This window comes from Polaribacter irgensii 23-P (assembly GCF_000153225.1).
Lineage (GTDB): Bacteria > Bacteroidota > Bacteroidia > Flavobacteriales > Flavobacteriaceae > Polaribacter > Polaribacter irgensii.
Genome location: NZ_CH724148.1, coordinates 736192 through 748277 on the forward strand (window position 1 = coordinate 736192; position 12086 = coordinate 748277).

Genomic DNA, 12086 nt, shown 5'->3' on the forward strand with positions numbered 1-12086 from the left:
AATAAAATAGATTAAAAATGAATATCCCAGTAGCGTTAAAGTATACAAAAGATCACGAGTGGATTCAAATAGAAGGTAAAATAGCAACTGTAGGAATTACAGACTTTGCACAAGGAGAACTTGGCGATATTGTTTATATAGATGTGGACACTTTAGATGATACCATAGCCGAAGGAGAAGTTTTTGGATCTGTGGAAGCCGTAAAAACGGTCTCTGACCTATTTATGCCGTTAACAGGGGAAATTATAGCCTTTAACGAGGCGCTAGAAGACGATCCTGAGTTGGTAAACTCTGATCCTTATGACAAAGGTTGGATGATTAAAATTGAAATTTCTGACGAATCGCAGATCGCGGATTTATTAGATGCTGCCGCTTATGAACTTCTTATTAAAGGATAAATTTAAAAGCATCGCCCTCATTGTTTCCGTAGGAATACTCTATCTGAGCTTGATAAAAATACCCATTCATGAAAGTATTCAAATCAAACACTTAGACAAACTCCAGCACGGTGTGGCGTACGCAACCCTCTGTATTACATGGTTGATCGCCTTGCAAAAAAAACAAAAAAAATATGCAATAGCACTTTGCTGTATTTTATTTGGTATGATTATTGAAGTATTGCAATATGCAATAACAAATTACAGAACAGGAGATTACCTTGATGTTGCCGCCAATTCTTTGGGAGTTTTACTGGGATTGTTACTATTTCATCAAATTTCAAAAAAAAATAGATTAAAAAAAGAAAAGACTTCTAATTAAAACAATAATTTAGTTAAATTAGCGAACTATATATAAAATATTACCTCATGGAAATAAAGAAAAATCCGAAATCAAATTTAGAAAATTACAGTAAGATATTTATGCAAATCGGTCTTGTTTTAGCCTTATTTGTTACGTATGCTGCGATTGAGAAGAAAACGTACGATAAAACCACCAATGGATTAGGTGTTGTGAGTATGAATGCAATGATGGATGAAGACATTCCAATTACGGAGAGAGTAGAGCCCGTGAAGCCGAAAACACCACCACCACCAGCTCCTGAAAAAATTGAAGTTGTGGAAGACGAAAAAGAAGTTGAAGAAACCGTCATAGAATCTACCGAAACAGACGAAAATGAAGCTGTTGAAATTGAAGAAATTGTTGAGATTGCAGAAGCTGAGGAATTTGTTGAAGATGTGAATTTTATGATTATTGAAGATGCACCTATATTTCCAGGATGCAAAGGCGATAAAAAAGAATTAAAAGACTGCTTTAGTAAAATGGTTCAAAAACATTTTTCACGAAAATTTGATGCAGAATTACCAAATGAACTCGGATTATCTCCAGGTAGAAAAAGAGTTTTCATAGGATTTAAAATTGATAGGCAAGGTAATGTTGTTAAAATTCAGGCACGTGCACCACACCCAAAAATTAAAGATGAAGTTATTAGAGTAATGAACATGTTACCTAAAATGAAACCTGGTAAACAACGTGGTAAGCCAGTAGGTGTAAGCTATAACATTCCGTTTTCCCTACTCGTAGAGTAAAAAAAATCTTGAGACTATATAAAAAACGCTTAGAGCTCGCTCTGAGCGTTTTTGCATTTACAAAAGACCCGGTTGCAGTAGCTGGTTTTACCCATGCTCTTAATCAAGAGACATTCAACGTTTTTTGTATGCAACGTTCGCATGTAAACGCGACCGAAAGAATTGTCAAATACAGCAATAATGAGCCCTATTTAAAATCATAAATGTCGCAGTAAAACCTCCCTTTTCAATCCAAAAAATAAGACACAAAAAAAACCAAAGTATTTTATACTCTGGTTTTATCTGTGCCCTTTTTAAATTTTATTTATTTGTTTATTGCCAATTTAGATTCTGGTGTCCATCGATTTACACTTTGCACAGCGTTATTCACATACGTAACTTCTTGTAAAGAGCCCTCATTCCAAAAAAACCATTTTCCAGTCTTTTTTCCATCTTTATAAAAAGCCATCTGTACTTTATTCCCTTGTTTGTCGTAGCGCGTCCATTTCCCTGTTAACTTCTTATTTTTGAAATATCCTTGTTTACTAATTGTACCCTCTTCATGATAATAAGTCGCCTTTACAAGTGCTCCTTCCGCCTCATACGTTGGTTCTATATCCTGAGAGTATCCTATCGCTGCGATGCAAAACATTGCAATTGTGATTATTTTTTTCATAATTTGTTTGTTACGTAATGCGTTACAATCAAAGATATGCTTTTTTGTAACAATTTACAAACATTTACGTAACATTAAATTAACATTAGAAATTCGACAATATTAACATCATTCGTCTCACTAAAAACTAAATCTATCTGTATCTGCAAGGTAAGGCGCCAAAATATTAATGAAGTTCTTTAGATTCGTCGTGTATATATCCCGCTCCTAGAAAAGTATGCGGAGCCACGAACGCTTGTTGACTGCAAATTATACCCAAAGTGCCAATAAACTAAAAATATTTAAAAAGTAGGCTTCTTCTTTTTTTCAGCTATTACCACAAAGTCTTTCAAATAGAAGGGCTCAAAATAAGCAACATCTTCAATCTCTTGTCTCACATACTTTTGATAGGACAACGCTGCCATTTGTCTAGAAGAAGGGAACTTGTCTAGAATAAATACTGCATTCTTATGAGTTATTATTTCTTGGCATTTTTGGGCACCATCCCCTAAAAAGTACACCGTTCCAAGCGAGAGATATTTAGAAAAAGAAGCTTCATCAATAATCTCTGCTTGCACCTTTCTTATTTTGTTATGCCCAGAATCAAAAACCGCAGCATATACTTCCATCCTTCTTGCATCCAGCATCGGTACAATCGCACCATTATCAACATTTATTGAATGCGACAGCGCCAGCAGCGTATCAATCGAAATTAAGGGGATGTTTAAAGCAAAACAAAGGCCCTTTGCGGCTGAAACACCAATTCTTAATCCTGTATATGATCCTGGGCCCTTACTAACTGCTATGCCATCTAATTCTTCGCTTAAGATATCTGCTTCAATTAAAATTTCTTGCATAAAAGGATGTAAGACTTCTGCATGTGAATAATTCCCATTATTCAATTCCTTAATTGCAATAATTTCTCCATTCCGAGCAATACTAACAGAACAATTTTTTGTTGAAGTTTCTATGTTTAAAATAATAGCCAAAATCTAATTTTTTACAAAGATAGTATTTCAAAAAAACAAAACAGCACAAGTTGATAAACGAGTGCTGCTAGCTAATGTCTTTATGAAATTTACTACAAAACCAATTCTCCAGAATAAAATTGCAATACTTTTGTTTTAAACACATAATCGTATTTAGAGCGAATTTTCGCGCCTTGCGCATTTACTAAACGCGTTCGCACCAAATCAAAGTCAAATAAAGTCATTGCGCCATAATTAAATCTTTCCTGTGCGTTCTTAAAAGCTTCTATCTGCGCTTCTAAAGAAATCTTTGAAGCTTCAAAGGTCTTTAAACTAGATTTTACATCTAAAAAGGCCTGTTCTATAGTTTGTTTTAATTGCAGCTTCTGAATTTCTAATCTCGCTTCGGAAATTTCTCTATTAATTAAAGATTGCGCTACCCTGTTTTTGGTTTGAAATCTATTAAAAATTGGAATATTCAATGAAATTCCTGCTCCATATCGAAAACGATCAGCAAATTGACTTCCAAAGCTACTGTTCACCTGAGTTGGGAATAAATTATTAAATTGATGGAAATAAGAAGTTCCTGCTCCTATGTTGTAACTTAATGAAGGTAAAAAAGATGCCTTTGCAATTTTTATATTAAAATTAGCATTTTCAATATCTAATTTTGCATTGGCTATTTCTGGCATGTACGCTAATGATTTACTAAAAACAATCGAAGAATTATCATATAATAGATTTGCCGAAGGCGCCTCTACTTCTATTGGCGCAACATCAAAACCTTCTGCTGGCTCTTGTAATAATTGCGCGATATTTAACAATGCTAAATCCAATGAATTTTCCTGCAAAATTACATTTTGAACGTCATTTGCAGCAGTAGATTTAAAATTTAACAACTCACCCTTTGCTGACAAACCCGCATCAAAACGAGCTTGCGCTGCTATAATTTGTTTTTTACTAATTGCTGCCTGTATTTTTGCAACCTCCAAATTTTCTTTCGCAAACAACACGTTTAAATAATTATTTACAACTCTTAAAGAAATGTCGTTTTCCATTTTCTTAAGGTCATACAAACTACTTTCAACACCCAATTGCGCCTGTTTAAAAGTATTTGTGTTTCTAAACCCATTAAAAATGATACCATTACTGTTCAAATTAAAAGACCCATTAAAGTTATTTGTATTCGTTAAAATACCACTTTGATCTGGTGATAAACCGGAAGAAAAATTACCGCTTGAAGAAGCATTTAAATTTGGAAGAAAATTACCTTTCGCAACATCTACATTGCTTTTAGCAAGCGCTACACTTAGTTTATTTTGCTGAATAGAAATGTTCTTTGCCAAAGCTTGATCTACAGCCTCTCTTAATGTCCACTTTTTTTGTGAAAAAGAAGTGATTGAAATGGACAACGCTACAAATAGAATAAATTTAGTTTTCAAGATATTTAATATTATGAGATTTCTAGTATAAATATTAGTATCAAAAAGCCTACTTTTTTTTAATTACTTGCCCAATAAAAAAATCGAAAGCTACTAAGAAGTTAGCTTGTGATACTTTTAATAAGACGCACAAAAGCCCAAGATGTTACAGTATTTATTCTAATTTAAAAAGTTAAGCCCTCACTTTCTTATTATATCTGTAAATAGTGAAAAATAAAATCGCTATTAGAAGATAAGGAAAGACCATTAAATACGTAATACCGCTATTCACGCCTTCTGCAATAGCAACATCACCATTTTCTACCACTGCTTTACACATGGCACACTGAGAGAAGGTTGTTTCTGGAATAAAGGCAACCAACACTAAAACGATAAAAAAAAGTTTGTTTTTAAACATAATAAGGAGATATCATTAAATAAACTACAACGCCAGTAACGGCAACATATAACCAGATAGGAAAGGTTTTCCTAGCAATTTTCTTGTGCTCTATAAACAGCCCTAACTTTGCTTTCATATACGTGAGCAATACTAAAGGGATTACAATAATAGACAGTGCGATGTGCGTTATTAAAATAAAGTAATAAACATACTTTATGATTCCTTCACCACCAAATATTGTTGAATCTGAAGTCATGTGGTACGCGATATACATCACAAGAAATAATAGAGAACAAGCAATCGCAGCAGTATTAAAACGCTCATGTAACTTTCTATTTCCGCGTTTAATTGAAATCACAGCCCCAACTAATAAAATCGCTGTTACCCCGTTTATCGTTGCATACAAAGGTGGAAGAAACATCAAAGGTGCAACGTCAAAGCCTAAGCTCCTAAGATTTACACCAAACAGCGCAGCTACAGCAATCGGAATTACAACCGATAGCGCGGTAATAATTTTTTTATATTTTTTTTCTTGTGCTAACTTATTCATTCAACAAAATTTTAATATCCTCTTTCAATTCTTTTATCTGGTCGGGAAAACCGTTGTCCTGTAAAGCATTATAATAAATTATAACATTTCCATTTTCATCAGTTCTCGAACGAATAAACCCCTTTTTATCTACCAAAGCAAAGTAACCAGAGTGTTCAAAACCACCGTGTTCGTCGGCTCCTTTACCAGCATATAATTTAAATCCTTGTTTTGCTAATTCAAATACAATCGCATCTGACTTTCCTGTTAACAAATGCCAATTCTTGTGTGTAATTCCATTGTCCTTCGCATAGGCCCGTAACACCTCTGGGGTGTCTATTTCTGGTGTAATCGATATAGAAGCGATTCCGAATTCGGGGTTGCCAAAAAAATCGTCTTGAATAGTTACCATTTTTTGATTCATGATTGGACAAATCGAAGGGCATGTTGAAAAGAAGAATTCTACTACATAGACTTTATTATCATAGTCCTTATTTGTAATAATGTTTCCCTCCTGATTGATAAACTCAAATGCAGGAACTTTTCTTTTTTCAGGGTGCACCTCATCTGTATATAAATAAACCAGCTCGGCATTCGTTTTGAAGCGATTTACCACTTTGGGAACTGTATAAATGCCAAATAATAATATAATAAATGCGATCCCAACATAAGAATTTTTCTTCTTCATGGTATTTTTTTATTTATCGATCCGCTTTATTTTCATTTCGTTCTTTAAAAGCTGCGTAGTATTCGTAATACAAAACGTTAATGTCGTCTTTAAGCTTGTCTTTCAACTCAGAAACTGAATTCATATTATAACTAAAAACAAATTCTTCTTCTGTTGCACGCCCCCTTAAACTCAGTTTTTTATCTATAATAAAAGCGTTTGGAGACGAAAGAGCTACGAGTGGCTCTCCAAGAGAGAAACTCTCGTAAAACAGGTTAATATTCAATGCTGAAGCCGACACAAAGTGCCAGTTTTTCATATCTGTAAACGCTCCTATTTCTTCCTTTAACCTTTTTGCTTCCACTTCTTTTCCGTCAGGAAATAATGCAATAATTTGGAATTGTTTATTATCTATAAATTTTTTATAAATTTTTTCGTTTAAGTTAAAGAGCCCAGCCTTATTTTTGCCAACGTCCTCTCCTAAAAAACAAATTAAAGAGACATTTCCTGACAATGTAACATTTTTCGTTGCATCAATTTCTAAGACATCCGTAACGTTTTTTGTAATTGTAGATAACTTTGTAAAGTTATTCTTACCGGTAGAAAGCAATAAAAAACAAATAAGTGGAAAAATAAATAACAAAAATAGGACTACTCTTTTTTTAGTGAAAAATTTCATAGGTGCTTTTTAAAAAGTGTTATTTAATGCAGTAAAGGTGGCCCTCACCACCTCTTTGATATTTTATGTTACCATCTCACCAGTGGTGACAAGATATCGGATATATAACCACCCTCTATTAATAACAAGGTTACCAAGTAAGAAACTAAAAAAACTCCTGACCAAACAATAGCACGTCTGAACCATTTATTCTCCCCTTCTAAGTGCATAAAAACCCACGCAATACCATAGGCCTTTCCTAGTGTTAAAATAATGAAAATCCAATTCAACCAACTTGTCCCCGGACCACTTAAATGCAAGGCATCTGGTTTGATAATTCCCAAATAAACTTCTACCAATGTAATTACAGAAAGAATTCCAAAAACAATCCAGATTCTCTTTGTGTTTGATACGTGTGCTTGTGCCATATATGCTCTTTATATTTTATTAAACTAAGTAGAAAAAGGTAAATACAAATACCCAAACTAGATCTACAAAATGCCAATACAATCCTACTTTTTCTACCATTTCATAATTGCCTCTTTTCTCGTAGATTCCCAAAATGACATTAAAAAATATAATAATATTAATTATAATTCCTGAAACTACGTGAAATCCGTGAAAACCAGTAATAAAGAAAAAGAAATTTGAAAAACTAGTCTTTCCGTATTCATTTGCTTGCAGGTTTGCACCTTCAACAACATTTTTTACTTGTAACAAGCTTGCTGAGCCCTCTTCTCTGGAAAGAATTGTTTTTTGTTTTTCACCTGAATCTATATATTCTGACCTCACTTGAATGTCAGAATTTGCATTGTAAGCTTGTAATACTTGTGCTACAGAATAATTTGGAATTGCTCCTTCACTCTCAAACCATAATCCATTCTTACGAGTATGTTGTATTCTTCCATCTGTTCTCGGCTCTGTTACAAAATCTGCCAAAGCAATTTGTTTCCCATTTTTCACAAACTGAAGTACCTTTCCTTCGGTAGTCTTTACAGCCCCATAGGTTCCGTTTATAAATGTATTCCACTCCCAAGCTTGCGAACCAACAAAAACGATACCACCAATTATTGTGATAAACATATACCAAGTTACTTTACTTTTTTTCATTTGATGACCAGCATCAACCGCCAAAACCATAGTTACCGATGAAAATATTAAGATAAATGTCATAATGGCAACATAAATCATTGGAAATTCACCGTGAACGAAAGGAACGTGTGTAAAAACTTCGTCAGCTATGGGCCATGAGTCTATGAACTTGAAACGCGTTAATCCGTAAGCTGCTAAGAAACCTGAAAAAGTCAATGCATCTGATAAAATAAAAAACCACATCATCATCTTTCCGTAACTCGATGCAAATGGTTTCGGACCACCTCCGTCCCATTTTCCTTTTTCTTCCATTGGTACAGCAGTATTTGCTTCCATAAACGTATTCTATTGATTGAGTGTTAAAGTAGTCTCGCAAAAATAATCATTTTTCATCACCTAATAAAATAGAAAAAGAAAAATAGGTAAATCCAAAGTACATCTACAAAATGCCAGAAGATCGCACCGAGTTCAAACCCCAGCAAATCATTTGGTTTATACTTATATTTAAAATGGTTATAAATAACAACGAGAAGGACAATTACCCCTGCTAGCAGGTGTAAAACGTGCATTAAGGTAATCCCAACAATGAAAGATGTGGACACAGTACTCCCTTTTCCTGTAAAGTAAAGTCCGAGGTCTTTTAGTTGATTAAAACCCACATATTGCTGCCAAATAAAACCGATTCCTAAAAGCAATGTTGTTACCAATAACAAAATAGATAATTGTCTTTTATCTTGTTTTATAAATCTTTGGGATAACATTAAAGTAATACTACTACCTATAATTAAAAAAGTACTAATATAAAAAGCATTTGGCAAGTCAAAAGTCACCCAATCATCTCTTTTCATACTAATTACGTATGCACTTGTTAATCCTGCAAAAAACATAACCATACTTATCATTGCAACCCACAACATTGGTTTTGCAGATATTTTTCTTGCAACTGTTAATTCTTCATTTAATGTTTGTTCTACCATCTTCCTTTTTTAATGTAAAAATTTATCTACAACATATATAATCTGCACTACTGTAATGTACAACACACTAGACAGCATTAACTTTCTTGCGTCTATATTCTGCTCGCTTTTGTAAAGCTTCAAACCATAGTACAACATTAAAATCCCTAACAAAGCCACAATAACTGCTGTTATTGGGTGTATATAAAAAGCACCTGAAACTTTTAAAACAGGTGCTATGGATACTAAAATCATAACAACTGTGTAAAAAATGATTTGTTTGATAGCGCCTTTGTCTTTTGTGCCCATAGGCAACATATTAAAACCTGCTTTTTTATATTCTTCAAACTGTAACCAGCCAATTGCCCAGAAGTGAGGGAATTGCCAAAAAAACTGAATTATAAACAAAAACCCTGCTTCGATACCGAAATTATTTGTCGCTGCGACCCACCCTAACATAAACGGAATTGCTCCAGGAATTGCACCCACAAAAACCGTTAAAGGGGTTACCGATTTTAATGGAGTATAGACACAAGTGTATAAAAAAATGGAAATTGCTCCAAACAACGCAGACTTAGGATTGATACTATATAGAATTGAAATTCCTGAAATTGCAAATACAATGGCAATCGCAAGTGCTACATTGACAGACATTCTCCCTGTTGGTAATGGCCTGTTTTGAGTTCGCTTCATAATAGCGTCTGTATCCTTTTCTATAATTTGATTGAAGGCGTTAGAAGCAGCAACCATAAAAAACCCACCAATTGCCAAAAGAAGAAGCGTAAAATAGTTGATGATTTCTGCAGCTAAAAGATAACCGGCAACAGATGAAAACACGACACTTAAGGACAAGCCAACTTTTGTCAGTTGCTTAAGGTCTGAAATTATCGTTTTCATATCTGTTTTATTATCTAAAATAACGGCTGTATTCATATCCCATCAATTCGACTGCAAAGATATTTGATAATTATGAATTTACCGCAATTTTCAGAGCTTTTAGTGTTAAATAATTGAAAAAAACGCTCGTTAAATTGAATAATAAAATTGCGAAGACAACGAAAATAGAAAAAAATTTCAACAAAAACCAGTCCATTTGAAACGGAAAAGTTACCAAAAACAGTCAGAAAACTGCCCTTCTAAAAATTCTGCTATCCCAAGGACAACTAATAATTTAATAGCCCTTGAAACTAGAGTTTAAAAACCGCATTGTTCTTTAATTGATATTCTTGTTTGCTCTCTTTACAAACTGCAAATCCTACTTTGTTAAATGCAAGCCGATGACCATATTCACTAACCCAACCAATCTGCTTTGAAGGATTCCCAACAACCAATGCAAAAGGCAATACCTCTTTTGTAACAACTGCCCCCGCACCAACAAAAGCATATTGACCAATATTATTGCCACAAATAATAGTTGCATTAGCACCAATACTTGCACCCTTTCTTACAACAGTCTCTTGATACTCGTGCTGTCTTTTTATGGCGCTTCTCGGATTTATAACATTGGTAAAAACCATAGAGGGACCTAAAAACACATCATCTTCGCAAATAACTCCCGAATAAATAGAGACATTATTTTGAACTCTTACATTTCTTCCTAAAATCACTTTTGGGGCAACTACCACATTCTGACCAATAGTACAGCCTTCACCAATACTACAATTGGACATAATGTGACTGAAATGCCAGATCTTGGTGTCTTTACCAATACTGCAATTCCTGTCTATAATAGCGCTTTCGTGTGCAAAAAAATCCTTCAAATTAGTATCCTGAATTTGTGTTGTGCCCTTTACTTATTATTTCTTTCGAAGAAGAAGTGCCAATACGATCCACCCCCAAAAGAAGCATCTCAAGAGCCGTTTTATAGTCTTTTACGCCACCAGCTGCTTTTACTTTTAACGGTTTCGCATTTTCTAAAATCAACTTCATACTTTCTATCGTTGCGCCATTTGGCTTATTTGCTTCCGTTTGAAAAAACCCTGTAGAAGATTTTACGAATACATTCTTTGCATTTTCCTCTCCAAAATCTTCGAGCACTACTTTTCTTATCAATTGGGAAATTACAATTATTTCTTCATTTGATAATGCCGCTACCTCTATAATGAATTTCGCCACTTTATGATGCCTTATACAAAGTGCAACACACTGCTTGAGTTCTGCGATTACAGCATCAATATTTCCCGCTTTAAAGGCGTTGTAATTTAACACAAAGTCTAATTCATGCGCTCCATAAGAAATGGCCTTTTGTGCTTCTTCCAGCTTCTGTTGTATTGATGATTTCCCTTCAGGAAAATCGACTACAGTTCCTATTAAAACTGGAGATTTAGCAGCATTGAGTATATTTTTCACATGCACTATATAATTCGCACGAATCATAATCAACTTATACCCATTCAAAATAGCTTCTTCTGCAAGTTGTAAGACCCCAAGCAGATTTTCTTGTTCGGAAACACCTGCTTGTTGTGCGGTTTTTAAATAAGTAGCATCTAAAAATTGAGAAATTTTCATATTATAAAAGTACTAAAACTAAATGATGCCTTTACAAAACACGCTAATAGTTGCTTTTTAATCTGCATGAACACTCCCAAGCAACTCCAAAGAAACACCTACCTCCGCAAATATTTTTTTAATCTACAGGTGTGTTTTTTTCCAAATGCTTTGCTGCCACTTTCTCTAAATCCTCGTACCACTGCTGACCGAATTTACGAACCAAAGCCTGTTTCACAAATTTATAAATAGGCACCTGTAATTCTTTTCCTAAAGCACAGGCATCATCACAAATTTCCCATTTATCGTAATTTACTGCAGAAAACTCACTGTACTCTTTTACTCTTATTGGATATAAGTGACAAGAGACTGGCTTTTTCCAATCGATTGCGCCAGAATTATAAGCTTCTTCTATTCCACATAGTGCTGTTTTCTTTTTATCAAAAATCACATACGCACAATCTGCATTGTTAATTAAAGGCGTCTCTAGCTCGCCCCATTCACTTGTAACCCAAGTTCCTTGTTTTTCTATTTCTGCAATTCCCTCCTTTCTAAGAAAAGGTTTTACTTTTGGATAAATTTCTTCCAAAATTTTTGCCTCCTCTTTGTCTAAGGGCGCTCCGGCATCGCCATCTATGCAACACGCTCCCCCGCAGGCTGAAAGGTTACACAAAAAATCTTTTTCGATAATATCCTCTGAAACTATTGTTTTTCCTAATTGAAACATGCTGCAAAAATAAGGGATTTT

17 protein-coding genes are annotated in these 12086 nt (G+C 34.2%); 3 read left to right on the forward strand and 14 right to left on the reverse strand.

Annotated elements, in window-relative coordinates:
- The first annotated feature begins 17 nt into the window (after positions 1-17).
- Genes gcvH through PI23P_RS03230 form a run of 3 tightly spaced genes read left to right on the forward strand, consistent with a single transcriptional unit; the run spans position 18 to position 1526 of the window.
- A complete protein-coding gene (gene gcvH, locus PI23P_RS03220) occupies positions 18-398 on the forward strand; it encodes a glycine cleavage system protein GcvH (RefSeq protein ID WP_004569297.1) in 381 nt (126 codons plus the stop codon).
- The gene (locus PI23P_RS03225) at positions 376-759 is read left to right on the forward strand and encodes a VanZ family protein (protein ID WP_004569298.1); all 384 of its coding nucleotides are present in this window, start codon (positions 376-378) and stop codon (positions 757-759) included. Before gcvH ends, PI23P_RS03225 begins: the two co-directional genes overlap by 23 nt.
- A gap of 47 nt (positions 760-806) precedes the next feature.
- On the forward strand, positions 807-1526 hold the full coding sequence (locus PI23P_RS03230; protein ID WP_004569299.1) for an energy transducer TonB: 720 nt from the start codon (positions 807-809) through the stop codon (positions 1524-1526).
- 304 nt (positions 1527-1830) lie between these two features.
- Here the strand turns inward: PI23P_RS03230 and PI23P_RS03235 are convergent, their stop codons facing one another.
- The 14 genes from PI23P_RS03235 to PI23P_RS03300 all read right to left on the reverse strand — a co-directional run bounded on the left by PI23P_RS03235 (position 1831) and on the right by PI23P_RS03300 (position 12065).
- Positions 1831-2181: a toxin-antitoxin system YwqK family antitoxin gene (locus PI23P_RS03235; RefSeq protein WP_004569300.1), complete on the reverse strand. Its 351-nt coding sequence runs from the start codon at positions 2179-2181 to the stop codon at positions 1831-1833.
- Positions 2182-2462: 281 nt separating this feature from the next.
- Entirely contained in the window at positions 2463-3149 is a 687-nt protein-coding gene (gene tsaB / locus PI23P_RS03240) for a tRNA (adenosine(37)-N6)-threonylcarbamoyltransferase complex dimerization subunit type 1 TsaB (RefSeq protein ID WP_004569301.1), read from the reverse strand.
- Between the two features lie 92 nt (positions 3150-3241).
- On the reverse strand, positions 3242-4570 hold the full coding sequence (locus PI23P_RS03245) for a TolC family protein (protein WP_004569302.1): 1329 nt from the start codon (positions 4568-4570) through the stop codon (positions 3242-3244).
- Positions 4571-4742: 172 nt separating this feature from the next.
- On the reverse strand, positions 4743-4967 hold the full coding sequence (locus PI23P_RS03250; RefSeq protein ID WP_004569303.1) for a hypothetical protein: 225 nt from the start codon (positions 4965-4967) through the stop codon (positions 4743-4745).
- A complete protein-coding gene (locus tag PI23P_RS03255; protein WP_004569304.1) occupies positions 4960-5499 on the reverse strand; it encodes a DUF420 domain-containing protein in 540 nt (179 codons plus the stop codon). The genes PI23P_RS03250 and PI23P_RS03255 overlap by 8 nt, the downstream gene beginning before the upstream one ends.
- A complete protein-coding gene (locus tag PI23P_RS03260) occupies positions 5492-6166 on the reverse strand; it encodes an SCO family protein (protein ID WP_004569305.1) in 675 nt (224 codons plus the stop codon). Before PI23P_RS03260 ends, PI23P_RS03255 begins: the two co-directional genes overlap by 8 nt.
- Positions 6167-6179: 13 nt before the next feature.
- The gene (locus tag PI23P_RS03265; protein ID WP_004569306.1) at positions 6180-6824 is read right to left on the reverse strand and encodes a hypothetical protein; all 645 of its coding nucleotides are present in this window, start codon (positions 6822-6824) and stop codon (positions 6180-6182) included.
- A gap of 68 nt (positions 6825-6892) precedes the next feature.
- Positions 6893-7231: a cytochrome C oxidase subunit IV family protein gene (locus PI23P_RS03270; RefSeq protein WP_004569307.1), complete on the reverse strand. Its 339-nt coding sequence runs from the start codon at positions 7229-7231 to the stop codon at positions 6893-6895.
- A 19-nt stretch (positions 7232-7250) separates the two neighbouring features.
- On the reverse strand, positions 7251-8231 hold the full coding sequence (locus tag PI23P_RS03275) for a cytochrome c oxidase subunit 3 (protein ID WP_004569308.1): 981 nt from the start codon (positions 8229-8231) through the stop codon (positions 7251-7253).
- A gap of 56 nt (positions 8232-8287) precedes the next feature.
- Entirely contained in the window at positions 8288-8872 is a 585-nt protein-coding gene (locus PI23P_RS03280) for a cytochrome c oxidase subunit 3 (RefSeq protein ID WP_004569309.1), read from the reverse strand.
- Positions 8873-8881: 9 nt separating this feature from the next.
- Positions 8882-9784 (reverse strand): heme o synthase, encoded by a 903-nt coding sequence (cyoE, locus tag PI23P_RS03285; protein ID WP_004569310.1) that lies wholly within the window; start codon positions 9782-9784, stop codon positions 8882-8884.
- A gap of 254 nt (positions 9785-10038) precedes the next feature.
- Positions 10039-10611 (reverse strand): acyltransferase, encoded by a 573-nt coding sequence (locus tag PI23P_RS03290; RefSeq protein WP_026288381.1) that lies wholly within the window; start codon positions 10609-10611, stop codon positions 10039-10041.
- A gap of 1 nt (position 10612) precedes the next feature.
- Positions 10613-11359: a deoxyribose-phosphate aldolase gene (gene deoC, locus PI23P_RS03295; RefSeq protein ID WP_004569312.1), complete on the reverse strand. Its 747-nt coding sequence runs from the start codon at positions 11357-11359 to the stop codon at positions 10613-10615.
- 118 nt (positions 11360-11477) lie between these two features.
- Positions 11478-12065: a DUF3109 family protein gene (locus PI23P_RS03300; RefSeq protein ID WP_004569313.1), complete on the reverse strand. Its 588-nt coding sequence runs from the start codon at positions 12063-12065 to the stop codon at positions 11478-11480.
- Between the last annotated feature and the right edge of the window lie 21 nt (positions 12066-12086).

What these genes read in the sequence shown, in the direction of transcription:
- deoC (WP_004569312.1), bottom strand. Translation starts at nt 11,359, where the DNA reads ATGAAAATTTCTCAATTTTTAGATGCTACTTATTTAAAAACCGCACAA.
- PI23P_RS03255 (WP_004569304.1), bottom strand. Translation starts at nt 5,499, where the DNA reads ATGAATAAGTTAGCACAAGAAAAAAAATATAAAAAAATTATTACCGCG.
- PI23P_RS03260 (WP_004569305.1), bottom strand. Translation starts at nt 6,166, where the DNA reads ATGAAGAAGAAAAATTCTTATGTTGGGATCGCATTTATTATATTATTA.
- PI23P_RS03275 (WP_004569308.1), bottom strand. Translation starts at nt 8,231, where the DNA reads ATGGAAGCAAATACTGCTGTACCAATGGAAGAAAAAGGAAAATGGGAC.
- PI23P_RS03270 (WP_004569307.1), bottom strand. Translation starts at nt 7,231, where the DNA reads ATGGCACAAGCACACGTATCAAACACAAAGAGAATCTGGATTGTTTTT.
- PI23P_RS03235 (WP_004569300.1), bottom strand. Translation starts at nt 2,181, where the DNA reads ATGAAAAAAATAATCACAATTGCAATGTTTTGCATCGCAGCGATAGGA.
- gcvH (WP_004569297.1), top strand. Translation starts at nt 18, where the DNA reads ATGAATATCCCAGTAGCGTTAAAGTATACAAAAGATCACGAGTGGATT.
- PI23P_RS03265 (WP_004569306.1), bottom strand. Translation starts at nt 6,824, where the DNA reads ATGAAATTTTTCACTAAAAAAAGAGTAGTCCTATTTTTGTTATTTATT.
- PI23P_RS03300 (WP_004569313.1), bottom strand. Translation starts at nt 12,065, where the DNA reads ATGTTTCAATTAGGAAAAACAATAGTTTCAGAGGATATTATCGAAAAA.
- PI23P_RS03250 (WP_004569303.1), bottom strand. Translation starts at nt 4,967, where the DNA reads ATGTTTAAAAACAAACTTTTTTTTATCGTTTTAGTGTTGGTTGCCTTT.
- PI23P_RS03230 (WP_004569299.1), top strand. Translation starts at nt 807, where the DNA reads ATGGAAATAAAGAAAAATCCGAAATCAAATTTAGAAAATTACAGTAAG.
- cyoE (WP_004569310.1), bottom strand. Translation starts at nt 9,784, where the DNA reads ATGAATACAGCCGTTATTTTAGATAATAAAACAGATATGAAAACGATA.
- PI23P_RS03280 (WP_004569309.1), bottom strand. Translation starts at nt 8,872, where the DNA reads ATGGTAGAACAAACATTAAATGAAGAATTAACAGTTGCAAGAAAAATA.
- PI23P_RS03225 (WP_004569298.1), top strand. Translation starts at nt 376, where the DNA reads ATGAACTTCTTATTAAAGGATAAATTTAAAAGCATCGCCCTCATTGTT.